At 67.0% G+C, this 23,007-nt stretch carries 18 protein-coding genes and 1 pseudogene; 11 read left to right on the top strand and 8 right to left on the bottom strand.

Annotated features, from left to right (window positions below):
• Positions 1-83: 83 nt before the first annotated feature.
• Both ACTWPB_RS01605 and atzF read left to right on the top strand, forming a co-directional pair.
• The gene (locus tag ACTWPB_RS01605) at positions 84-788 is read left to right on the top strand and encodes a GntR family transcriptional regulator (RefSeq protein WP_446223982.1); all 705 of its coding nucleotides are present in this window, start codon (positions 84-86) and stop codon (positions 786-788) included.
• Between the two features lie 26 nt (positions 789-814).
• On the top strand, positions 815-2,512 hold the full coding sequence (atzF, locus tag ACTWPB_RS01600; protein WP_446223981.1) for an allophanate hydrolase: 1,698 nt from the start codon (positions 815-817) through the stop codon (positions 2,510-2,512).
• Here the strand turns inward: atzF and ACTWPB_RS01595 are convergent.
• Positions 2,469-3,136 (bottom strand): annotated as a pseudogene (locus ACTWPB_RS01595) (arsenate reductase ArsC). The gene atzF and the pseudogene ACTWPB_RS01595 overlap by 44 nt on opposite strands.
• A 729-nt stretch (positions 3,137-3,865) precedes the next feature.
• Between ACTWPB_RS01595 and ACTWPB_RS01590 the strand changes: the two are divergent.
• Both ACTWPB_RS01590 and ACTWPB_RS01585 read left to right on the top strand, forming a co-directional pair.
• Entirely contained in the window at positions 3,866-5,092 is a 1,227-nt protein-coding gene (locus ACTWPB_RS01590; protein ID WP_446223980.1) for an APC family permease, read from the top strand.
• A gap of 55 nt (positions 5,093-5,147) precedes the next feature.
• Positions 5,148-6,491: a serine hydrolase domain-containing protein gene (locus ACTWPB_RS01585; protein ID WP_446223979.1), complete on the top strand. Its 1,344-nt coding sequence runs from the start codon at positions 5,148-5,150 to the stop codon at positions 6,489-6,491.
• Between the two features lie 530 nt (positions 6,492-7,021).
• On the opposite strand, the gene ACTWPB_RS01580 is transcribed toward ACTWPB_RS01585, so the two are convergent.
• From ACTWPB_RS01580 to ACTWPB_RS01570, 3 genes are all read right to left on the bottom strand, one after another.
• Entirely contained in the window at positions 7,022-8,056 is a 1,035-nt protein-coding gene (locus tag ACTWPB_RS01580; protein WP_446223978.1) for an aspartate-semialdehyde dehydrogenase, read from the bottom strand.
• A gap of 3 nt (positions 8,057-8,059) precedes the next feature.
• The gene (locus ACTWPB_RS01575; RefSeq protein WP_446223977.1) at positions 8,060-9,325 is read right to left on the bottom strand and encodes an aspartate kinase; all 1,266 of its coding nucleotides are present in this window, start codon (positions 9,323-9,325) and stop codon (positions 8,060-8,062) included.
• A 135-nt stretch (positions 9,326-9,460) separates the two neighbouring features.
• Positions 9,461-10,036 (bottom strand): dihydrofolate reductase family protein, encoded by a 576-nt coding sequence (locus ACTWPB_RS01570; protein ID WP_446223976.1) that lies wholly within the window; start codon positions 10,034-10,036, stop codon positions 9,461-9,463.
• A gap of 71 nt (positions 10,037-10,107) precedes the next feature.
• Here ACTWPB_RS01570 and ACTWPB_RS01565 point away from each other — a divergent pair, with 71 nt between their 5' ends.
• From ACTWPB_RS01565 to ACTWPB_RS01555, 3 genes are all read left to right on the top strand, one after another.
• Positions 10,108-10,680: a TetR/AcrR family transcriptional regulator gene (locus ACTWPB_RS01565; protein ID WP_446223975.1), complete on the top strand. Its 573-nt coding sequence runs from the start codon at positions 10,108-10,110 to the stop codon at positions 10,678-10,680.
• 98 nt (positions 10,681-10,778) lie between these two features.
• Positions 10,779-11,237, top strand: a complete 459-nt coding sequence (locus tag ACTWPB_RS01560; RefSeq protein ID WP_446223974.1) for an SRPBCC family protein — start codon at positions 10,779-10,781, stop codon at positions 11,235-11,237.
• A gap of 131 nt (positions 11,238-11,368) precedes the next feature.
• A complete protein-coding gene (locus ACTWPB_RS01555; RefSeq protein WP_446223973.1) occupies positions 11,369-12,571 on the top strand; it encodes a low temperature requirement protein A in 1,203 nt (400 codons plus the stop codon).
• Here ACTWPB_RS01555 and ACTWPB_RS01550 read toward each other — a convergent pair.
• The 3 genes from ACTWPB_RS01550 to ACTWPB_RS01540 form a co-directional block, all read right to left on the bottom strand.
• Positions 12,558-13,391 (bottom strand): ion transporter, encoded by an 834-nt coding sequence (locus tag ACTWPB_RS01550; RefSeq protein WP_446223972.1) that lies wholly within the window; start codon positions 13,389-13,391, stop codon positions 12,558-12,560. The genes ACTWPB_RS01555 and ACTWPB_RS01550 overlap by 14 nt on opposite strands.
• A 115-nt stretch (positions 13,392-13,506) precedes the next feature.
• On the bottom strand, positions 13,507-15,117 hold the full coding sequence (locus ACTWPB_RS01545) for a GMC oxidoreductase (RefSeq protein WP_446223971.1): 1,611 nt from the start codon (positions 15,115-15,117) through the stop codon (positions 13,507-13,509).
• Positions 15,118-15,236: 119 nt separating this feature from the next.
• Positions 15,237-16,004, bottom strand: coding sequence for a sulfite exporter TauE/SafE family protein (locus ACTWPB_RS01540; protein WP_446223970.1), 768 nt, complete (start codon positions 16,002-16,004; stop codon positions 15,237-15,239).
• Positions 16,005-16,301: 297 nt separating this feature from the next.
• On the opposite strand from ACTWPB_RS01540, the gene leuA reads away from it, so the two are divergent.
• From leuA to ACTWPB_RS01525, 3 genes are all read left to right on the top strand, one after another.
• Positions 16,302-18,098 (top strand): 2-isopropylmalate synthase, encoded by a 1,797-nt coding sequence (gene leuA, locus ACTWPB_RS01535; RefSeq protein ID WP_446223969.1) that lies wholly within the window; start codon positions 16,302-16,304, stop codon positions 18,096-18,098.
• Positions 18,099-18,586: 488 nt separating this feature from the next.
• A complete protein-coding gene (locus ACTWPB_RS01530; protein WP_446226200.1) occupies positions 18,587-20,284 on the top strand; it encodes a nucleotide-binding protein in 1,698 nt (565 codons plus the stop codon).
• 44 nt (positions 20,285-20,328) lie between these two features.
• Positions 20,329-21,114, top strand: a complete 786-nt coding sequence (locus ACTWPB_RS01525) for a DUF6585 family protein (RefSeq protein WP_446223968.1) — start codon at positions 20,329-20,331, stop codon at positions 21,112-21,114.
• Here the strand turns inward: ACTWPB_RS01525 and ACTWPB_RS01520 are convergent.
• Positions 21,101-22,000, bottom strand: a complete 900-nt coding sequence (locus ACTWPB_RS01520) for a LysR family transcriptional regulator (protein ID WP_446223967.1) — start codon at positions 21,998-22,000, stop codon at positions 21,101-21,103. The genes ACTWPB_RS01525 and ACTWPB_RS01520 overlap by 14 nt on opposite strands.
• A gap of 71 nt (positions 22,001-22,071) precedes the next feature.
• Between ACTWPB_RS01520 and ACTWPB_RS01515 the strand changes: the two genes are divergently transcribed.
• Positions 22,072-22,998, top strand: a complete 927-nt coding sequence (locus tag ACTWPB_RS01515) for an EamA family transporter (protein ID WP_446223966.1) — start codon at positions 22,072-22,074, stop codon at positions 22,996-22,998.
• The last annotated feature ends 9 nt before the right edge of the window (positions 22,999-23,007 follow it).

Below are 23,007 nucleotides of genomic sequence, written 5' to 3'. Positions count from 1 at the left end.
AGGGTGCCGGTGTGAGCAAGGGATAACGTGGCGCTTACTTTCTGTCACTTGATAGAAATTGGCGGTCGATAGCGTATACACCCATGTCGACAAGGGTGGATGCACCGGGCGATGGGTCGGGACGGCCGTTGCGTGACGTCGTGTATTCGACGTTGCGGGGCGAGTTGATGAACGGCGACATCCGGTTCGGGGAGCGACTCACCGAACCGAAACTGTCGACCAGGTTCGGGATCTCCCGCACGCCGGTTCGGGAGGCGCTCACGATGCTCTGCTCCGACGGGCTGTTGCAGCGTGCGGAGTTCGGGTTCAGCCCGGTGCGCCCGAGTGTGGCGCGCATTCGCGATCTCTACGAGCTGCGGCTGACCCTGGAACTGGGTGGGATGACGCGCGTGCGGGCGGATCCGCGGATCACCCACGACACGGCGCTGCTGCACGCCGAACAGGAGAAGTGGCTCACCCTGCGGGCCGACCCGCCCGCCCAGGAGCCGGGTTTCGTCGTCGTCGACGAGGAATTCCACGTCGCGCTGCTGACCGCGGCGGGCAATGCCGAGATGGTGCGCGCCCTGGTGGCGGTGAACTCCCGGATCCGGCATGTGCGGATGTACGACTTCATGATCAACAACCGCATCGAGACCACGATCAGCGAGCACCTCGGCATCCTCGACGCGGTCCTCGCCGATGACCTCACGCTGGCTCAGCAGCTTTTGCACACCCACATCGGCGATTCGCTGGATGTGGTGCTCGAGCGTATTTCGCGGGCCGTTGCCGCCATGTCCCTCAGCGAATAGAGCTCCTAGTGATCACAGGAGCGTCAATGTCTGTCACCCCGACCGCGCGGGTCGCCGCCGCCTACGCACGGATCGCCGAGGTGGATCGGCCGGAGATCTGGATCACGCTGCGTGCGCAGGAGGATCTGACGACCGAAGCCGTTCACCTGGAACGCCGTGTCGCCGCGGGCGAGAAACTCCCGCTGGCGGGTCTGCTCCTCGCGGTCAAGGACAACGTCGATGTGGCCGGGTTGCCCACCACCGCCGCCTGTCCCGAATTCGCCTATACAGCAACGGAAACCGCCTCCGCTGTGCAGAGGCTGACGGCGGCGGGCGCGCTGGTACTCGGCAAGACCAACCTGGACCAGTTCGCCACGGGGCTCGTCGGCACTCGCAGCCCTTACGGCGCCGTCCGCAATGCACTGCATCCCGAATTGATCTCGGGTGGTTCGAGTTCCGGCTCAGCGGCGGCGGTCACGCTCGGTATCGCCGACCTCGCCATCGGCACTGATACGGCGGGCTCGGGCCGCGTGCCCGCCGCATTTCACGGAATCGTCGGCATCAAGGCCACCCTCGGCGTGATTCCCACCCATGGCGTCGTCCCCGCCTGCGCCGACTACGACGCGGTCACCATATTCGCCGCCGACCTCGACCTGGCCGTCATCGCCACAAAGGTTATGGCGGGCAGGGATTCTCGCGACCCGCGTAGTCGCGAATGGCCCGCTGACGTCCGCCTCGCGGTATCCGCCGAGCCCAAGATCGCAATCCCCCGGCCCGAAGATCTCGAACCGCTCAGCCCGGCCTACCGCACAGCCTTCGCCGAAACTGTTGCGGCCCTGCGCAGTCAAGGGCTACACAGCATCGAAATCGACATCTCACCACTTCTCGACGCAGCCCGCCTGCTCTACGACGGCGCGATAGTCGCCGAGCGATACGCGGCGGTCGGCGAGTTCGTCGACAAGGGCGCCCACGGCCTCGACCGAACAGTCGCTGGAATCATCAGCGCCGCAAAAGAACTCGACGCACATGCCTTCGTCCATGATCTGGACACCCTCGCCCGAGCACGCACCACCGCGGCGACACTGCTCGCCGGCTTCGACGGTCTCCTGCTCCCCACCACCACCGAACACCCGTCGATCGCCGAAGTCGACGCCGACCCACTCGCGATCAACCGCCGTCTGGGCACCTACACAAACTTCTGCAACCTCCTCGACCTCGCCGCCGTCGCGGTCCCCGGGACACCAACCACCGACGGCCTCCCGTTCGGCGTGACAGTCGTAGTCCCGGCCTTCGCCGACCAACTCGCCGTCGACCTGGCCGCCCGCATCACCGGCACCCCCGCACCACTACTCGTGGAATCCGTTGTGCCCCTAGCGGTTTTCGGCGCACACCTGCGCGGCCAGCCCCTGCACTGGCAACTCGAACACCTCGGTGCCCGCTTCGCGGGCGAGATCACCACCAGCGACGCCTACCGTCTCACCGCCCTCGACACCACCCCACGCAAACCCGGACTGGTCCGCCACGGCGACGGACAGGGCGCACCGATCCTCGGCGAACTGTTCCTGGTCTCCCCAGCCGGCCTCGGCCGATTCCTCGCCGAACTACCGCCGCCGATGGCCCTGACCAGCATCGAGCTGTCCGACGGACGCCCGGTGGTCGGCTTCGCGTGCAGCTACGACGCCGCCGTCGCCGCCACCGACATCACGCGGTACGGGAGCTGGGTGGCGTATCTACGGAATCGATGACGTCGATTCCGAGCTCGGCGAGCAGGCCCGTCACGCGATGACCGATGTCGTCGCGGATGGGCCGCACCTGCTCGACCGCCAGCCCGGCCGGATCCTCGATGATCCATTCCTCGTAGCGCACCCCCGGCACCAGCGGACACGTGTCGCCGCAGCCCATCGTGACGATCACGTCGGCGGCGCGGATGATCTCCTCGGTCCACGGCTTCGGATACTCGCGCGAGATATCGACGCCGACTCCGCCATCACCGCCACCGCGGACGGATTGAGCTGCCCACTCGGCACCGACCCACCCGACCAGGCCACCGCCCGGCCCAGCGCCAGCTCCTCGAAGAAGCCGAGTGCCATCTGCGAGCGGCCCGCGTTGTGCGTACACAGGAACAGCACCGTCGGGCGCGGCTGGGCCACCTTGCCCTCGACCTTGGCCAGCGCCTGCAAGCGCTGCCGCCCGAATCGCTCGGCCAGCAACGGTAAGTACAGGGTCACGGTCGCCCTCGCGGCGAAATTCTCGTAGGAGGAATGCAGGAAACGATGGATCGTCTCCAGCTCGAACATTGTCGCGAATTCTTCGCGCAGCCGCACCTCAGCACGGTCGAGCGCGTCGGAGTGCTCCGCAATATCGACCACCCCACAACCCTTACCCGAATCCGGGCCATACGCAAACGGCCGGGCCGATCACCCCTCGATCAGACCGGCCCGGTCGTATACCCGACGACACGTCATGGAACATCCTCGGCCCAGCCCGTCGGTGTGGTTACCGTCGGCAGTGCGTCTTCAGCGTCTGGAAGAGCCACCTTCTGGTCTGCACCGCCGGGTCCGGCCGATCACCCCTCGAGACCGATCGGACCCGGTTGTTCCGGTGTCTGAAGCAACAATGCGGTGTCGGTCCTTAGAGCTTCTTAAGAACAACTTGTCGGCGAACGCGCGTCTTCGGCGATGATGGAAGTACCGACGCAAGGAGAACGACGATGGAAACCGCGATCGTCTGGTTGCTGGCAAGCATCCTGTACTGGTTCAGCAACTTCTGACCACTGACACCGACCCACGAAAGAGCCCGGAACCAGGCCCTTCGCCCAGCCATGACACGAGGCAGGTACTCCTTTCGCGGTACCTGCCTCGTGCGTTGCGCGGATCACATCGAACCGTCGGAATAGTTCACCGACGGCCGTGGTTGAACACCCTGTCGACGTCCGAACAGCCCCGGGCCTCACCCCTTTGTCGCTACGAGCGACCACCCGCCGAGAGGCGCTTGTGGGGCGTCGGCCCCAGCGAACGCCGCCAGGTCACCCTCATCGACCTGGCGGCGTTTGTCTTATCCGGGTCGCGGGCCCTGCGCGCGTGCTCGAGGATGGGCCTATGACATCGGATGGGCGGTTGCGGCGGGGGCTGGGGTTGGGGGATTCGGTGGTGGTGGGGTTGGGGGCGATGGTGGGGGCCGGGGTTTTCGCGGCGTTGGGGCCTGCGGCGGGGGTGGGTGGTTCTTGGTTGCTGGTGGCTTTGGGGGTGGCCGCGGTGATCGCCTATTGCAACGCGATGTCGTCGGCGCGGTTGGCCGCGCTGTATCCGGTGTCCGGGGGGACGTATGTGTACGGGCGGGAGCGGTTGGGGGCGTTTTGGGGGTACTTGGCGGGGTGGGGGTTCGTAGCAGGGAAGACGGCGTCGTGCGCCGCGATGGCGTTGACGGTGGGGAGTTACGCGTGGCCGGAGCAGGCGCACGCGGTGGCGGTGGGGGCCGTGGTGGTGGTGACGGGGATCAACTATGTGGGGGTGCAGAAGTCGGCGTTGGCTTCGCGCGTGATCGTGGCGGTGGTGCTGGCAGTGCTGGCGGTGGTTGTTGTGGCCGGGGTCGGTGGGAGTCATTCGGGGGCAACGGTTCTCGACAAGGAGATCGGGCCGTATGGGGTGTTGCAGGCGGCGGGGTTGTTGTTCTTCGCGTTCGCGGGGTATGCGCGAATCGCCACACTCGGCGAGGAGGTGCGTGCGCCGGAGAGGACTATTCCGCGGGCGATCATGCTCGCATTGGCGGTGGCGTTGGCGGTGTACGCGCTGGTCGCGGTGGCGGCGTTGCTGACGCTCGGGTCAGGAGGGCTGGCGGCGGCGCGTGATCCACTCGCACAGGTCGTCGCGGCGGCGGGGGCCGGCTGGTTGGCGCCCGTGGTGCGCATCGGTGCGGTGCTCGCGGCGGCGGGTTCGCTGCTGGCGTTGATCTTGGGTGTTTCGCGGACTTCGCTGGCGATGGCGCGCGATGGCCATCTGCCCAGCGGGTTGGCCCAGATCCATCCGAAATACGCTGTCCCACATCGGGCCGAGCTCGCGGTGGGTGTGGTGGTCGCGGTCCTCGCGGCGACGGTGGATCTGCGGGCCGCGATCGGGTTCTCGTCGTTCGCGGTGCTCGCGTATTACCTCATCGCCAACCTGTCGGCGGCCACACTGACCGCCGCCGAGGGCAGGCCGCGGCGCTGGGTTCCGGCGCTCGGCGCGGTGGGTTGTGTGGTGGTCGGGTTCGCGTTGCCGATCGGGTCGGTGCTTGCCGGGCTCGGGGTGCTCGCGGTTGGTGCTGCAGTGTATGGGATTCGCGGTTGATTCGGCGGCCACGCTATACGGGTTACGGTGCGTGTCGGGGGCTACTCTCGCCCGCATGCGGCACATCACGGGCGTTTTCGCAGGAACGATCGCTGCGGTGCTGGCCTCGGCGAGCTTGTTCGCCGTTCCGGCCCACGCTGCGCCGAGTACGACCTGCGAGGTGACATCCGGTCGCGACTTAGAACGAGCCGAACCCGAACAGGTCGGGCTGGATTCGGCGAAACTCGAAGCGGCACTGCAGTTCGCCGCCACACGCAACCGGCTCAACGTCCAGATCTTCCGGCACAACTGCCTCGTCGGTGAAGGACTGCGCAACGACAAGACCGGCAATACGCCGTGGAACATCTGGAGCGTCACCAAATCGGTGGTGTCGATACTGGCCGGAATCGCTTCCGACGAAGGCAAACTCGATATCGGCGCGCCCATCGACCGCTACTTGCCGCGCGGTCTCGGCGATGCGGTGCACCGCTCGATCACCGTCGAGAATCTGCTCACGGAAACCTCGGGGATGAAGGTGGGTGTGCTGTCGGAGGGCATCACCGCGGTGATCCCGATCGACCCGCACTCGGCGGTGCAGGCCCTGTCGATGGAGTTGACCAACCCGCCCGGTACCACGTTCAGCTACAGCCAGCGCAATGTCGACCTGCTGTCGTATGTGATCGAGCTGGCCGTCGGCGAACCGCTCCAGCAGTTCGCGCAGCGGGAATTGTTCGACCCGCTCGGCATCCCGCGCACCGACTACTACTGGGCGAGTGACCGATCCGGCCACACCTACGGCTATGCCCACCTCATGCTGCCGCCCAACGACCTGGCCAAGATCGGGCTGCTCGTCTCGAACGAGGGCCGCTGGGGCCCCGACCGGGTGATCTCGGCGGACTATCTGCGCAAAGCCCGCACCCCGTCGAAGGCGAACAGCTGCTACGGCTACCTGTTCTGGCTCGGCGCCAACTGCGGCGAATCCCCCGAATTCATGCCCGGCGACACGTTTTTCATGTCCGGGCTAGGCCTGCAGAACGTCTTCTTCCTGCCGAGCCTCGACATGACGGTGATGTGGACCGGCCCCTTCGGCAACCAGACCGCACACGGCCCGAGCGGCGTCCTAGCGCACGCCGAAGAACTGCCCCACGAATTCTTCCGCCGCCTGTTCGCCGCCATCACCGACACACAGGTGCCGATCGCCGAACCCTACGTAGAGCCCCCACTCGAATTCGACGCAGGCAAGCTCATCGACGCCAACATCCTGCTGGCCGTCTTCGGCATCGGCCCCGGCGCCTACCCCGGCTGCACCGTCTTCGACTGCCTCAACCAACCCCTGGCACCCCCGTTCGCCAGCATCCCACCCGGCTGCGCCATCCTGGCGTGCGTCGGCCACGACCCACGCACCCCAGGAATCCGCTGAGCTGGTGCGCTCCCCACGAGGGATTACCCCGCCGCCCAACCACACCCCAAGACCGCCCTACCAGTCCCGCCCAACCACACCCCAAAGGCAGATCTACCGCACTCCCAGCCACACCGTCCACCCAGGTCCGCCGGGCTACCGCACTCCCAGCCACACCGTCCACCCCGGTCCGCCGGGCTACCGCACTCCCAGCCACACCGTCCACCCCGGTCCGCCGGGCTACCGCATTCCCAGCCACACCGTCCACCCAGGTCCGCCGGGCTACCGCATTCCCAGCCACACCGTCCACCCCATATCCGCCATGACCGCACTCCCAGCCCCGCACCCGCGACCCCTGGGGAGCGGCGGCCACGAAGTGGCCGGTCCGCGGCCGGGCCGCCGGTTAGCGCTCGAAAGCGCTGAGCCGAAGGCTCTAGTCTCGAGCGCTAACCGGCGGCCCTCAGGGCCGCGGACACGCGCGCGCCAGCGCGCCAATAACACAGCCCAAACCTCCTGGGACTACCAAACCCCGGAGGCGCAGTTTCGAACTATCAAAGGTTCTCGAGCAGCACTTCCGCAATCTGAATCGTGTTCAAAGCAGCGCCTTTTCGCAGGTTGTCACCCGAGATGAACAGCGCGAGACCGCGACCGCTCGGCACACCCGGATCCTGGCGGATGCGCCCGACGAGGGAGTCGTCCTGGCCCGCGGCGGCCAGCGGGGTCGGCACGTCGACCAGGCGCACGCCCGGCGCCTTGGCCAGCAGTTCCTTGGCCTGCAGCACCGAAAGCGGTTCGGCGAATTCGGCATTGATCGACAGCGAGTGCCCGGTGAAGACCGGAACCCGCACGCAGGTGCCGCTCACCAGCAGATCGGGCAGCCCGAGAATCTTGCGACTCTCGTTGCGCAGCTTCTGATCTTCGTCGGTCTCGAAGGAACCGTCGTCGACCAGGGCGCCGGCCAGCGGGATCACGTTGAAGGCGATCGGCGCGACGTAGTTGTTCGGCGCGGGGAACTCGGCGGCCGAACCGTCGTGCACCAGCTTCTCCCCATCAGCGGCCACCGCGCGGATCTGCGAGGCGAGCTCCTCCACACCGGCGAGCCCGGACCCCGAAACTGCCTGGTACGACGACACGATCAGGCGCTGCAACCCGGCCACGTCGTGCAGCGGCTTGAGCACCGGCATCGCGGCCATGGTGGTGCAGTTCGGGTTCGCGATGATGCCCTTGGGCAGGTTGCGGGTGGCCTCGGGGTTGACCTCCGACACCACCAGCGGCACCTCGGGGTCCTTGCGCCAGGCCGAGGAGTTGTCGATCACGATCACACCGGCCGCGGCGAAACGCGGGGCCTGCACACGCGACATGGTGGCACCGGCCGAGAACAACGCGATGTCGAGGCCAGCGGGATCAGCGGTCTCGGTGTCCTCGACAACGATCTCGCCCCCACGCCAGGGCAGTGTCTTGCCCGCGGACCGAGCGGAGGCGAAGAACCGCACCTCGTCGGCCGGGAAGTTGCGCTCTTCGAGCAGCTTGCGCATGACGGCGCCGACCTGACCGGTCGCACCGACAACACCTACACGTACACCCATTGCTTAACGCCCCGTTCCGCCGTGGACGACAGCGGCCTCGTCGCCGCCGAGATCGAATGCCCTGTGCAACACCTGGACCGCTTCGTCCAGTTCGGTATCACGCACCAGCACCGAGATCCGGATCTCCGAGGTGGAGATCAGGTCGATGTTCACGCCCGCGTTGGCCAGTGCCTCACAGAAGGTGGCGGTGACGCCCGGGTGCGACTTCATCCCGGCGCCGACCAGCGAGACCTTGCCGATGTGATCGTCGGAGAGGATCTCGGCGAAGCCGATCTCGTCCTGGCGCGCGGTGAGCATCTGCACCGCGCGGACCAGATCGGTCTTGGGGCAGGTGAAGGTGATGTCGGTCTTGCCCGTGTCGACCTTGGAGATGTTCTGCAGCACCATGTCGATGTTGATCTCGGCATCGGCCACCGCGCGGAACACCTTGGCCGCGTAGCCCGGCTCGTCCGGTAGGGCGACGACGGTCACCTTGGCTTCGCTGCGGTCGTGCGCGACGCCGGTCAGGATTGCCTGCTCCACGGGAATGTCCTCCATCGATCCGAAAACAGTGGTGCCGATCTTGTCGGTGTAGGACGACCGAACATGAACGGGAACGTTGTAGCGGCGCGCGTACTCCACGCAGCGCAGCATGAGCACCTTCGAGCCGCAGGCCGCCATCTCGAGCATCTCCTCGTAGGAGATCTTGTCGAGCTTCTGAGCGTCGGGCACGATGCGCGGGTCGGCGGAGAAGATGCCGTCGACGTCGGTGTAGATCTCGCAGACATCGGCTTTCAGCGCCGCGGCCAGCGCGACGGCGGTGGTGTCGGATCCGCCGCGGCCCAGTGTGGTGACGTCTTTGCTGTCCTGGCTCACGCCCTGGAAGCCCGCCACCAGCACGATCTGGCCCTCGGCGAGGGCCTCTTGCAGGCGGCCAGGGGTCACGTCGATGATCTTGGCGTTGCCGTGCGCGCCGGTGGTGATCACGCCGGCCTGCGAACCGGTGAACGAGCGAGCCTCGGCGCCGAGAGTATGAATAGCCATGGCCACCAAGGCATTAGAGATGCGCTCGCCCGAGGTGAGCAGCATGTCCATCTCGCGAGCAGGCGGCGCCGGGGCCACCTGCTCCGCGAGATCGAGCAACTCATCGGTCGTGTCGCCCATGGCCGAGCACACGACGACTACGTCGTGGCCCTGCTTCTTGGTCTCCACGATCCGTTCAGCGACGCGCCGGATCCGCTCGGCGGTAGCCACCGAGGATCCTCCGTACTTCTGAACTACGAGAGCCACAGCAGGTCCTTCACGATCGAGTGTCAGGTTGGTATCAGCGTCCAAGAGTACCGGCCGCGGGCCACCGGTTTTGCTGCTACCTACCCTGGCTGTGGAAAACGACACAGGCTTGTCACCTGTGGATAACCACCGGATTCAGCTCCGATCGAACCAGGTGACCTGCGCGCCGTTGTCGAATTCCTTGCGCTGCACCGCGGTGAAGGATGTCGGTTTGAAGACGCCGGTGAAGGCGGGGATGCCCTCGCCCGCGACGACCGGGTAGCTCTTGATGATCAGCTGGTCGATCTCGTCGAGGAGCTGACCCGCGAGCTTCCCGCCGCCACACAGCCAGATGTCGAGGCCGTCCTCCTGCTTGAGTTCGCGCACCAGCTCGACCGGATCGCCGTTGACGATCTCGACGTTGGGTGCGTCGACCGGGCCGAGCGAGGACGAGAAGATGTACTGCTTCATGTGCGCGAACGGGCTGAGGATGCCCGCGTCGTAGGCCGCCGCGTAGGTGCCGCGACCCATGAGCATGGTGTCCCAGTTCGTGTTCGGCGTGTCGACATCCATGCCGATGCTCGTGCGCAGGTGGGTCGGGATGGCTTCGGGGAATTCGGCGCCGAGCGCCGCCGCGTAGGTGTCGGTGACCGGGTAGAACTCTGCCTCCCCGCCGGGGCCCGCGATGTAGCCGTCGATCGAGACGCCGATGAAGTAGACAAGCTTTCGCATGGTTACCGCCTCAGTTGTTGTACTCTGATTGAAGTGGTTTCAACGTAGTACTACACATGGAGTGGTGTCAAGTGCGTACCAACCCCGAACGACGACAAGCCCTGCTCGACGCGGCCATCGAGGTGCTCGCCGATGAAGGCGCCCGTGGCCTCACCTTCCGCGCGGTGGACAAACAGGCCGCCGTCCCCGCGGGCACGGCGTCGAACTACTTCGCCAATCGCGACGAGCTGCTGACCCAGGCAGGCATCCGCTTCTACGAGGTGGTGCAGCCGAGCGAGGAGACGATGGCCCTTGTCAGCGACGGCCCCAAGAACATCGCGAACATCACCGCACTGATGAAAGAGGTGGTCGGGCGCATCGAATCGCATCGCAAGGCCTATCTCGCGCTGCTGGAACTCCGCCTCGAGGCCACCCGGCGCCCCGAACTCCGCGAGGTGCTCACCGAACGCGTCCGCGCCGACATCGATTTCAACGTGCGCAACCATCTGGCATCCGGTCTGCCGGGCGACGCGGAGTCGGTGCTACTGCTCTATCTGGCGCTCAACTGGCTCATTGTCGAACACCTCACACTGCCCGGAATCTTCACCGAGGAACAGAGCATGGCGCTGATCGAAACGGCCGTCGAGCGGGTGATTAGCAGCTGAACCGGTCGCATGTCCAGACCATAGACGTGTTGACGATCACTAGTACGACTGTGCACAATCGGGCGCGAAAGCTGCGGGGGTTCGGAGGATAGACACAGATGCGCTCGAAGATCGACATCCGATTCACCGTTGACGCCGAGATCGACCAAGTGATGGACGCACTACTGGCCGTTGACCTGATGTCGGAGTGGTCGACCTCGCTCAGTGATGTCCGGGTCGGCCCGCGTGATACCGACGGCAGGCCACGCCGGGTCTTCGCCACCGCCCACTTCATGGGCAACTCCGACGCCCAGGTGCTCGAATACTCCTGGGAGCAGTACCGGTCGTCGTGGCGGGTCGTCGACAGCAGTCGCGGTTCCAAGGGCGGCGGCTGGATCGAGCTGCTGGACACTCCCGAGGGCACCGAGGTCGACTACCACGTGGAGCTCTCGCTCCCCTTGCCCATTCCGGGCATCCTGTTCAACCGCTCGCTGCGCAAGCTGCACGAGGAAACGGTCGCGAACTTCATCGACTTCGCCGAGCGGTACCCCGCGGTCGGGGGCTTCGCGGCCGGCTAGTCCGCCGTCCGCGAAACCATCGCCTCGTCGATTTCCTGTCCGCGCGAATCCCGGTCAGGGGTGCGACCATTGGCCCTGATGGTCGTCCTCCTCGTCACGCGAATCGTTGCCGGGAGTGCGACCATTGGCGCATGATCGGAAATCGACGGGTCCGGTTCCAGCCCGTCACCGAAGAGAACTCGGTGACCCAGCTCGAACTGTTCTTCGACCTGGTGATCGTCTTCGCGTTCACAATGGTCACCGCACTGGCCGCCGAGGAGACGACCGCGGCGAACATGCTGCGAGCGACACTGGTCCTGGCCCTGATGTGGTGGCTGTGGATCGCGTATTCCTGGCTCGGCAATGTGGTGCGGGCCGACGAGGGCATCACACGGGTCGCGATGTTCGTCGCGATGGGCGGCGCGTTCCTGTCCGCGCTCACCATTCCTGAGGCCTTCACCGATCTACCCGGTGGCTGGTCCGGTCCGCTGGTCTTCGCGGTGGCCTACCTGATCGTGCGACTGGTGCACGTCACGGTGTTCTGGATGATCAGCGCCGGAGATCCGCAGCTGCGCAAGCAGTTGCTGCGCTGGGCGCTCGGCTCGATCACCGTCGGCACCACGCTGCTGGTCGTCGCCGCGATGACGACCGGTCTCACCCAGATCCTGCTGTGGCTCGCCGCGATCGTCGGGGACATGCTGTGGACCTGGGCGGCCGGCACCGACTGGCGGCTCAATTCGGCCAAGCACTACGCCGAACGGTACGGGCTCATCATCATCGTGGCGCTGGGCGAATCCATCGTCTCGATCGGCATCGGGGTGGCCGGGTTGCCCATCTCCTGGCCGATCGCACTCGGTTCCATGCTCGGCCTGGCGATCTCGGGCCTGCTGTGGTGGTTGTACTTCGACGTCGCCGCGATCTCGATGGAACACGCCTTCGCCCATGCCAAGGACGCGCGGCAGATCAAGATCGCCCAGAACACCTACATGTACGGGCATTTCCCGATGATCGTCGGCATCATCGGCCTTTCGCTCGGGTTGAAGAAGGTGCTGTACTACGTCGGCGACTCGTCGCATCACACGCTCACCGACCCGCTGTACGGCATCCCGCTCGGCGCGCTCTACGGCGGTCCCGCGCTGTTCCTGCTAGGCATCACGTTCGCGAAATACTATGCGACCAAGTCACTGTCGTCCGAACGCGTCGTGGTCGCCGCGTTGCTGTTCGCGCTCATCCCGTTCGCCGCGTATCTGCCCGCGCTCGCCTCACTCACCGTGCTGTGCGCGCTGCTGGCCGCGCTGGTGATCTTCGAGACCCTGCGATTCGCCCAGCCGCGCGACCAGATCAGACACGCTTGATCTGACTGAGGTGGTGGCGCACGCCGTGCTCGGCGGGCGTCACCCCACGGTGCGACGGCGGAACCCGCACCCCGGCGCGCACGGCGTCGTTGATCTGGTCGAGGTTCTCCCGCAGCATGTCGGCGACGAGTTCGTCGGTGCGTGGGTCGTCGAGCAGCTGGCGCAGCATGCGGTAGACCGTGTCGGCGACGAGCCGGATGATGTCGTCGTGGAACGGGACGTAGCGCAGTTTGCCGGTCTGCGGGTCGTTCTTGATCAGGTCCATGATCAGCTGGTCGACCTCGGCGTGGTTCTCCTCGAGCGCGGCGGCGATGTTCTGGGTGTAGTGGCCGGCGCGCAGGACTTTGGAGACCTCGTCGAGGATCGCGATCGTCATCGGGCGCTTGATGACGTCGACGATCGTGCCGACGAACCGGTTGACGATCGTCGCGGTGACCCGCTCCCCCAGTGCCCGATCGGCGACCCGGCCGAGCCGGATCACGATCACCACGATCCGCAGCAGCCGGAAACCGCGGAACAGCGGGCTGGTCACCGGGATCATGCCGACGATCTCGTACCAGTAGATGAACGGGTACGACCACGGCCAGCCCGCCCGCCGCCAGCGCCACAGGAACTCGACGAGGAAGATCGCGCAGATCGACGTGTCGACGATGACGATCGCGTGATAGGTCGGTTCGCTGACGTCGAAGAAGGTGATCCACACGACCAGTACCACCGAGATGATCGCGAGGATCAGCATGAAGATGTCGGTGCGCAGCGTGGGCGTCTTAGAACGTACGTCCGGCAGGGCCTCGACCCGTTCGATCCCCGGTGAAGCCACTGTTGCTCCTGATCATCTGGCGGTCGGCGCCGCGTAGGTCGCCATTGGCGTTGCCCACGCTAATTGGTTGACCGGTGCCGCGAGTGATAGTCGCGGACGCCGGGTGGCAGCGTGTTCAGCCGCGCAGGATGGCCTCGATATTGCGTTCGGCCAGCGCGGTGATGGTCAGGGACGGGTTGACGGTGGCGGTGCTGCCGGGGATCGCGGCACCGTCCATCACATAGAGGCCGGGGTGTCCGTGGACGCGGCCGAAGGCGTCGGTGGCCTTGCCGAGGACCGCGCCACCGAGCGGATGCGCGGTGAACTGGGCGTTGGCGTCGTAGCCGAGCGCGCCGTATTCGGCGACCGCGCCTGCACGGTCGGCGATCCGGCGGTCGACCGCGCGGGCCGCACCGGCGACCGCGTGCTGGGTGGCCGTCGACCAGTTCAGGCCGACGCCGCCCGTCGCGGCGTGATAGCCGAAGCGCGCGCGGGTCGGGTCGAGGACCATGCCGAGCGAGGCCAGCGCGCCGGTCTCGAACGGAATGCCGGGGATGTACCAGTTCTCCAGGGTGAGCGGCACGCTGGATTCGTCGTAGATCCGGCTCGCGCTCGGCACACCTTGGCCGTGGCCTGCGATGGCGCTCGCGCCGCGGGCCAGCACTACGTCACCGTTGGTGCCGAAACCGTCACCGATGTGCTCGTTGAGGTTGGGCAGTGTCCCGGTGGCCTGGGCCCGGACCAGCAGTTCCGAGGTGCCGATCGAGCCGGCGCCGAGGAACAGCTTGTCGCAGGTCAGGTTGCGGGTGCTCAGCACCTGACCGCTCGGTGCCAGCTTCGACACGGCGACCACGAACTTGCCACTGGCCTCCGTGGCGATGGCGTCGACGCGGTGGCCGGGGAAAACCTGGGACTTGCCGGTCCCGCGGGCATAGCGCAGGTAATTCTGGTTGAGATCGAACTTGGCGCCGTTGGAGTTGCCGAGGTTCGAGCGGGCCGAGGTGGCCGAGGCACGGGAGTTTCCCGCGAGCTCACTGCGCAGCACGTCCCAGGTGAAGATGGAATCGTTGGGCAGCGGCTGGTAACCGGCCGCGCGGACCTGGTCGTCCCAGGCGCGCGAGTGCGCGAACGGCGAGGAGTGGTAGATGTCGGCGGGCATCGTGTCCAGCCGCAGCATCTGGCGCACCCGCGGGTAGTAGACGCGTTCCAGCTCGCCGTAGTCGACCACACCACCGAAGACCTGGTCGAAGAGCCTGCGTTGCGGCGCGACCATCGCCCCGGTGAAGATCACCGATCCGCCACCGACCGCGGCGGCCCGCCACACATCGATACCGGAATACTCGGTCACATCCAGCACCCCGCCGAACGCGCTGAAACTCATCGGCACCTTGGTGACGCCGGTGAAGCTGGTGCGATGCCAGAACCCGCGGCCATCGGGCAGATCGTCGCCGGTGAAGATCTCCCGCCACGGGTCGTTGGGCCAGTGCGAACCGCGCTCGAGCACGGTGTTGGCGATTCCGGCCTCGGCCAGGCGCAGCGCGGTCACGGCAGCACCGAAGCCGGATCCGATGACAATGGCAGGCGAGTGCGCCGGCGCGTCCGGAATCGGGGCGAAGATCTCCGGCACCCAGGACCGGAACATCGCCTCGCGCGGATCCGCCGAAGCGGGCGCGCCTGTCAGCGTCGTTCCCACGGCACCGGCAACAGCCGCCAGTCCCGTCGCCTTGAAAAAGGCACGTCTGTGCACCAGGCCACCTCCCTCATCACGCATGGCCGACGCGAAGAATACCCCGCAAACATGACGAATCGCCCGGTAGTACCCACATTTATCGCATGTCACGACACCGCGTGCGGCCAGGCGAGAACTCAGCTGGTGAGCAGGCGTACCACCGCGATCGTTCCGACCACCACAATCACCCCGCGCAGCACATTCGGTGGCAACTTCCGGCCCACCTTCGCACCCAGCTGCCCGCCGATGATCGAACCGACCGCGATCAGCGCCACCGCCTGCCAATCCACCTCGGCGACCACGATGAAGATCACCGCCGACACCGCGTTCACGATCAGTGCCAGCACGTTCTTCACGCCGTTGAGCCGCTGAATGTCCTCGTGCACGAAGACCCCGAGCAAACCGATCAGCAGCACGCCCTGCGCCGCCCCGAAATACCCGCCGTAGATGCCGGTGGCGAACACCGCGACCAGCAGGATCGGGCCACCGTGCTCCGGCGCCGCCGACGCACCGCCCGCACGGCGCTGTTTCACCCACGCGGCCAGTCGTGGCTGCACGACAACGAGGATCAGCGCCACGATGATGAGCACCGGGACGATCGCCTTGAACGCCTCTTCCGGCATCGTCAGCAGCAGGATCGCGCCGGTGATGCCGCCCAGTAGCGACGCGGTGCCCAATTGCAGCAGTCGCGACCGCTGTCCCCGCAGTTCGCGCCGGTACCCGACGACCCCACTCACCGAGCCGGGGACGAGCCCGATCGTGTTCGACACATTCGCTGTCACCGGTGGCAACCCGAACGCCAGCAGCGCGGGAAAGGTGATCAGCGTGCCCGATCCGACGATCGTATTGATGCCACCCGCCGCGATACCCGCGGCGAAGATGGCCACCTGTTGTAACCAAGTCATCCGAATTCCTTTGGGACGTCTCGTCGGACGCGCAGGTCCGTACAAGCGTGCGTTATGGGGGAAACCGTACTGGTCAACTGGTGAGTGAATGGCAGCGGACTTGATTCACCGAATTGGTCCGGGTCGCTGACAAGCGAGGGTGGGCACGCGGTAAGCTCGCAGGATCATGCTGCAGCGGGCTCTTCTTCTCGGCCGCCGCGACGGGTTCTGATACGGACCGGCTCTCGTCGCGGGGTTCCAACGCGCCGGTCGACCCGCTCCCATCAGGGAATCCACCACACCCACGGAGAAACTTGCATGTCCTCGGCTGACGCATTCGTATCCGCTTCGCGCACCATTTCGGCCCCCGGCAAACCCGCACCGGCCGACCAGCCCGCCTGGAACACCCAGAAGAACTCCTCGATGCCGTCGTTCCGGTATCGGCCCTTCGCCGAAGAGGTCGAGCCGATCACGGTGCCCGACCGCACCTGGCCCGACAAGATCATCGATCGCGCGCCCGCGTGGTGCGCCGTCGACCTGCGCGACGGCAACCAGGCCCTCATCGACCCGATGAGCCCGGCCCGCAAGCGCCGCATGTTCGACCTGCTGGTGCGGATGGGCTACAAGGAGATCGAGGTCGGTTTCCCGGCCGCGAGCCAGACCGATTTCGATTTCGTCCGCGAGATCATCGAAGACGGCGCGGTCCCCGCCGACGTCACCATCCAGGTCCTCACCCAGTGCCGCGCCGAGCTGATCGAGCGCACTTTCGAGGCCTGCGCGGGCGCACCGAACGTGATCGTGCACTTCTACAACTCCACCTCGATCCTGCAACGCCGCGTGGTCTTCCGCGCCGAGCGCGACGCGGTGAAGAAGATCGCCACCGATGCCGCGAAGCTGTGCCTGGAGATCGAGAAGCGCTACCCCGACACCGAGTGGCGCTACGAGTACAGCCCGGAGTCCTACACCGGCACCGAGCTGGATTACGCCCGTGAGGTCTGCGACGCGGTCTCCGAGATCATCGCGCCGACTCCCGAGAAGCCGCTGATCCTCAACCTGCCCGCGACCGTCGAGATGGCCACACCGAACGTGTACGCCGACTCGATCGAGTGGATGCACCGCAATCTGGCCCGTCGCGATTCGATCGTGCTGTCGCTGCACCCGCACAACGACCGTGGCACCGCCGTCGCGGCCGCCGAGCTGGGCTACCAGGCCGGCGCCGATCGTATCGAGGGCTGCCTGTTCGGCAACGGTGAGCGCACCGGCAACGTCTGCCTGGTGACGCTGGGCATGAACATGTTCTCGCGCGGTATCGACCCGCAGATCAACTTCTCCGATATCGACGAGGTCCGCCGCACGGTGGAGTACTGCAATCAGCTGGCCGTCGCCGAACGTCACCCCTACGGCGGCGATCTGGTCTACACCGCGTTCTCCGGCAGCCACCAGGACGCCATCAACAAGGGCCTTGACGCGATGAAAGCCACTGCCGACGCGCAGAGCGCCGACGTGTCCGACATCGTCTGGGAGGTCCCGTACCTGCCGATCGACCCGAAGGATGTCGGCCGCACCTACGAGGCCGTGATCCGGGTGAACTCGCAGTCCGGCAAGGGCGGCGTGGCCTACATCATGAAGACCGATCACGGGCTGGTGCTGCCGCGTCGCCTGCAGATCGAGTTCTCGCAGGCCATCCAGACGATCACCGACGGTGAGGGCGGGGAGGTGACGCCCAAGGAGATGTGGGACGTCTTCGCCACCGAGTACCTGAACCCGATCATGCCGCTCGAGCGGATCAAGCAGAAGGTCACCGCCGCCGAGACCGACGGTGGGGTGGACTCGATCGTGGCGACCGTGAAGGTCGAGGGCGCCGAGCAGGAGATCAGCGGTTCCGGCAACGGCCCGCTGGCCGCGTTCGTCGACGCGATCGCGACCGTCGGCTTCGATGTGCGGGTGCTCGATTACAGCGAGCACGCCATGTCCGCCGGTGACGATGCGCAGGCCGCGGCCTACGTCGAGGTCGCGATCGGTGAGAAGGTCGTGTGGGGTGTCGGCATCGCCACCTCGATCACCACCGCCTCCCTGCGCGCCGTCGTCTCCGCAGTGAACCGCGCCGCACAGTAGTTCATGCAAGGTCGGCCGGGTCCGCGAACCAGCGAACCCGGCCACACCGCACACCTGAATTCCGCCATGCCCGCACTCCCAACCCCGCACGCGCGACCCCGAGGGAGCGGCGGCCACGCAGTGGCCGGTCGCGGCCGGGCCGCCGGTTAGGCGCCGGTGCGCAGGCGACGAAGGAGCAAGCACCGGCGCCTAACCGGCGGCCCCTCAGGGCCGCGACTCGAGCGCGCCAGCGCTCCAATAAACACAGCGTCAAACCCGCCTGGGACTACCAACCAGGGGATGTCGTAGCCCTGCCGAACCCCAGCGCGACAGCACCCGACCATGCACACCGTGTTAGCGTTTTAGGGCATATTCAGCGCCGAGCTTTCCTGCTCGTTCAGCGAGCAAGTGGGGGAACTGTGACCAACAACGACCATAATCCGACCTCTCCGCCGTGGCTGCAGAGTCCGTCGGCTGACGTGTCCGAAGCTGCGTCCGGTCCCTCCGGTGTGCAGACCGCGACCGAGGACGCCATCGAGCCCGCGGACACCGCCGCCGAGCCGACCGGTGAACTCGGCGATCCGTCGACCGGTGAGCAGCCCGTCGCCGAGCCCGGCCATGCCGCACTCGCCGACCAGACCGTGTACCAGCCCGCCGGTTTCGCGCCGCCGGGTCAGTTCGCGCAGGGTGCTCCGTACTCGGTGCCCGATCCGTATCAGCACAATGGCGCGCCGCCGATGAACGGCCCCGAGCAGCAGCCGTGGCCGGGGCAGCCGGGCGAGCAGCCGTGGCTGCCTGGTCAGCCGGGCGAGCAACAGCCCTACCCCGGCCCGCACGCGACCGGCGAGCAGCTTCAACCGGGCATGCCGCCGCAGTACCCCGGCGCCGAACAGCAGCCGCAGTATCCGGGTGCCGAGGGCCAGCCCTACCCCGGTCACGAACAGCAGCAGCAGTTCCCGCCTCAGGAGCAGGGGCCGCAGTCCGAGCCCATCTACAGCTGGGCGCCTCCGCCGCCGCCGATGTACCAGCAGCCGATGCAGGGTGGGATGCCCCCGGGTCAGCAGCCTGAGCAGCCGGGACAGTTCCCCGGTCAACCGGGGCAGTTCCCCGGTCAGCTCGGCCAGCCGGGTCCGGCGGGTCCGCCGCCCGGCCAGCAGTGGCAAGGCGGTCCGCCCCCGCAGCAGCAGCCGTTCCAGCCGCAGCACATGCAGCAGCCCGGCCAGCCCGGCCATTCGGTCAACGATCTGAACCTGCTCAAGCGCGCGCGTAAGTCGCCGCGCAGCGGATGGCGCAAGGCCGTGCACAAGGTGTCCGGCGGTGCGATCAACCCCGGCGAGTCGGCGGCCGATGTCGTCTTCCGCGATCTCGGCGAGCGGGTCAACCAGCCCGTGCGCGGCGATTACCGGATCGCGATCCTCTCGCTCAAGGGCGGCGTCGGCAAGACCACCACCACGGTCGGTCTCGGCTCCACCTTCGCCTCCCAGCGCGGTGACCGGGTCATCGCCATCGACGCCAACCCCGACCTGGGCACGCTCGCCCACCGGGTGCCGCGCCAGACTCGCTCGACGGTGCGCAACCTGCTCGAAGACCAGCAGATCACCCGGTACTCGGATGTGCGCGCACATACCTCGCAGGCCCCGAGCCGACTGGAAGTGCTTGCCTCCGAACAGGATCCGGCCGTGTCGGAGGCCTTCAGCGAGGCCGACTACCGCAAGGCCATCGGCATCCTGCAGTCGTTCTACAACATCATCCTCACCGACTGCGGCACCGGTCTGATGCACTCGGCGATGTCGGGCGTGCTGGATATGGCGAGCTCGCTGGTGCTGGTCACCTCCCCCGCCATCGACGGCGCGCGCAGCGCCTCGGCGACGCTGGACTGGCTCGACCACCACGGCTACTCCAAGCTGGTCGAACGCACCGTCGTCGTCGTGAACGCGTCGCGGCGTGGCGCGTCCACGGTGGACCTGGACCAGCTGCGCAAGCTGTTCCTCGACCGCACGCGCGCCGTGCAGATCGTCCCGTTCGACGACCACCTGGCCGAGGGCGCCGAGATCGACCTCGAACTGGTCAGCAAGCCGACCAGGCGGGCCCTGCTCGAACTGGCCGCGATGGTCGCCGACGACTTCAGCTACCACGGTCAGCAGCAGCAGCCGTATCAGCCGGGCCAGCCCTACCCGGGCCAGCAGTACCAGCCAGGCCAGTTCTGACCTAGCGCGAATCTTGTGTAACTGAAACATCGGGGGAGGGGAACATGTCCGAAGAAGCAGCGGCGCGCCATGTCGCGGGAGTGGCGGCAGGCGCGGGGTTGGGCGGTCATCGCGCGGCCTACACGCCGGCCGTGATGGCGTGGGGGCGGATTCGCATCATCGGCATCGTCACCGGGGTGGCGATCGCGGCGACGGTGTTCGCGATCGTCGCAGGCAAGACCGATCTGGTGTGGTTCACCGGACTGTTCGCCATCGCCTCGCTGCCCACGTTCCTCCTGGTCGCCGCGCAGGCGTGGTGGCACGAGCGCTCGACCAAGGGCAATCGTCTCGCCCTCTACGACCATGGCCTGGTCGCGGTCGTCGGCGGTCGCACCAGCGTCGCGCGCTTCGACTCGACCACGGTGCTGCAGAAGATCGTGCGCAAGCGCAAGAACGGCGGGCCGATCATCACGGTCTACAGCTACACGCTCACCGATCTCGCCGGCCAGCGCTTCGACATCCAGAGTTCGTTCGTGCAACCCGATCAGTGGGGCCCGTGGATTCAGCAGTCGGTCACCCAGGCCCAACTGCCGAAGGCACTCGCCGCCGTGCACGCCGGCCACCGGCTCGATTTCGGTGATATCTGGCTGACGTCGAGCGAGATCGGTGCCCGAAACAAGCGCGTCCCGTGGCAGCAGGTGCAGTCGTTGAACACGGCCCACGGATACGCCGAGATCAGCGTCGAGGGTAAGTGGTTCGGCCTGAACTCGACCTCGGTCGCCGATATCCCCAACTTCTTCGTCCTGCACGCGCTGGTCGAGCAGTTACGCGGGTCCGTCAGCGCGCGATGACCGCGCGCACCGCGGCCTCGAACGCGTCGAGCACCGTGGCGATGGCCGGGCTGCGGTGCGCCTGCGGGCGGGTGACGATCTCGTAGACCCTGGCCGCGCGGACCCCGGCCAGCGGTAGAACCGACAGGTCGGGGTGGGCGACGGCGTAGCGCGGCATCAGCGCGACACCGTAGCCGGAGGCGACGAGCGTTTCGATCACCCGGAACTCGTTGAGCCGCTGTGCGATCCGTGGCCGCACCCCGGTGACGGTGGCGATGGACTCGAGCACATCGTCGACCGGGAACCCGCCGCGCACACTCACCCAGGTCTCTTCGGCGAGTTCCTCCGGACGCACCGACGAACGCCCGGCCAGTGGATGATCCCGCGCGACAACGACATCGATCGGCTCGCGCATCAGCACCCGCGCCGACAGCCGCGATCCGGCCAGCGACGGCGCGCGTTCGTCGCGATGGGTGAGCACGATGTCGTAGTCGGCCAGCAGTTTCGATGCCGCACTCGGTGGCAGGTCCTCGTCACCCGCGACCAGTTCGACCCCGCTGGTGGCCAACGTGGCCAGCACGGGTGGCAGCAGCAACGCGGCCCCGGACGGGAACGACGCCACCCGCACCTGTCCGCGCGGCGAGCCCCGATAGTGCGCCATCTCCGCGGTGGCCCGCTCCATCGCGGCGAGCACGTCGTCGGCCCGCAACACCAGCGCCTGCCCGGCGTCGGTGAGCCGCACCCGGCGCCCGTCCGGCTCGAGCAGCGCGACCCCGGCCTCCCTGGCCAGCACCTTCAGCTGCTGCGAGACCGCCGACGGCGTCATCGACAGCACCTCGGCGACGGACGTGACCGTGCCACGGTCGGCCAGCTCGCGCAGAATCCGCAATCGCTCGATCGAGAACATGAAGCAAAACTACGTTATCCATCCATATTTATTCGATTGTGCTGATCTTTAGCGGCCCGCACGATAAGGGCGTGACCTCCCGTGATCGCCTGCTCGGACTGACCGTCGTTGTGCTCTGGGGCCTGAACTTCCTGGCCATCCGCATCGGCCTCGACCACTTCCCGCCCTTCTTCTTCGTCGCACTGCGCTTCGCCGTCATCGCGATCCCGGTGCTGATCTTCATCCCGCGCCCGGCCGTGCGCACCCGCTGGCTGCTGCTCTACGGCACCGGCTTCGGCACCCTGCAGTTCGCGTTCCTGTTCACGGCGATGCGCACCGGCATGCCGACCGGTCTCGCCTCACTGGTGCTCCAGTCGTCGGCGCCGTTCACGGTGGTGCTCGGCGCGGTCCTGCTGCGCGAGCGATTGCGGCCCGTGCAGGTCGCCGGTCTCGCGGTCGCCGTACTCGGCATGGTCATCATCGGCGCCGACCGCATGGCCACCGCCACCCTGCTCCCGGTTCTGCTGACGCTGGCAGGCGGCCTCGGCTGGGCATTCGGCAATATCGGCGCCCGCCGAGCCGGTGCCGACTCCCCCGGCTACAACCCTCTGCACCTGACCCTGTGGATGTCGGTGGTTCCTGTGGTGCCGATGCTGGCGCTGTCGATGGCTGTTGAGGGGCCTGGAACAGGTTTGCGCGCGATCGGCACCGCGTTCTCCGCCGACGGCCTGCCCGCGCTGGCCGCACTCGCCTACATCGCCGTCCTCTCGACCGTCTGCGGATCCAGCCTGTGGACCTACTTGATGAGCCGCTACCCCGCGGGGACGGTGGCGCCGTTGTCGCTGCTCGTGCCGGTCGTCGGCATCGCCGCGGCCTGGACGGTCCTCGGCGAGGAGCCCTCGGTGGCCGCGCTGATCGGCGGGGCGGTCGTGATCGCGGGCGCCTTCGCGGCGACCACCGGCCGCGGCATCGGGAAAACACCAGCGCCCGCCCCCATCCCCGAATTGGCTCGAGCCTGAACCCGAATT

It is taken from the genome of Nocardia sp. IBHARD005, assembly GCF_052814245.1.
The sequence above is the reverse complement of the archived record's forward strand: the minus strand, read 5'-3'. Positions and strand labels throughout refer to the sequence as shown.

Bases quoted from the DNA above. Each gene is read 5' to 3' on its own strand.
- ACTWPB_RS01605 (WP_446223982.1), top strand. From the start codon at position 84: ATGTCGACAAGGGTGGATGCACCGGGCGATGGGTCGGGACGGCCGTTG.
- atzF (WP_446223981.1), top strand. From the start codon at position 815: ATGTCTGTCACCCCGACCGCGCGGGTCGCCGCCGCCTACGCACGGATC.
- ACTWPB_RS01590 (WP_446223980.1), top strand. From the start codon at position 3,866: ATGACATCGGATGGGCGGTTGCGGCGGGGGCTGGGGTTGGGGGATTCG.
- ACTWPB_RS01585 (WP_446223979.1), top strand. From the start codon at position 5,148: ATGCGGCACATCACGGGCGTTTTCGCAGGAACGATCGCTGCGGTGCTG.
- ACTWPB_RS01580 (WP_446223978.1), bottom strand. From the start codon at position 8,056: ATGGGTGTACGTGTAGGTGTTGTCGGTGCGACCGGTCAGGTCGGCGCC.
- ACTWPB_RS01570 (WP_446223976.1), bottom strand. From the start codon at position 10,036: ATGCGAAAGCTTGTCTACTTCATCGGCGTCTCGATCGACGGCTACATC.
- ACTWPB_RS01560 (WP_446223974.1), top strand. From the start codon at position 10,779: ATGCGCTCGAAGATCGACATCCGATTCACCGTTGACGCCGAGATCGAC.
- ACTWPB_RS01555 (WP_446223973.1), top strand. From the start codon at position 11,369: ATGATCGGAAATCGACGGGTCCGGTTCCAGCCCGTCACCGAAGAGAAC.
- ACTWPB_RS01540 (WP_446223970.1), bottom strand. From the start codon at position 16,004: ATGACTTGGTTACAACAGGTGGCCATCTTCGCCGCGGGTATCGCGGCG.
- leuA (WP_446223969.1), top strand. From the start codon at position 16,302: ATGTCCTCGGCTGACGCATTCGTATCCGCTTCGCGCACCATTTCGGCC.
- ACTWPB_RS01525 (WP_446223968.1), top strand. From the start codon at position 20,329: ATGTCCGAAGAAGCAGCGGCGCGCCATGTCGCGGGAGTGGCGGCAGGC.
- ACTWPB_RS01520 (WP_446223967.1), bottom strand. From the start codon at position 22,000: ATGTTCTCGATCGAGCGATTGCGGATTCTGCGCGAGCTGGCCGACCGT.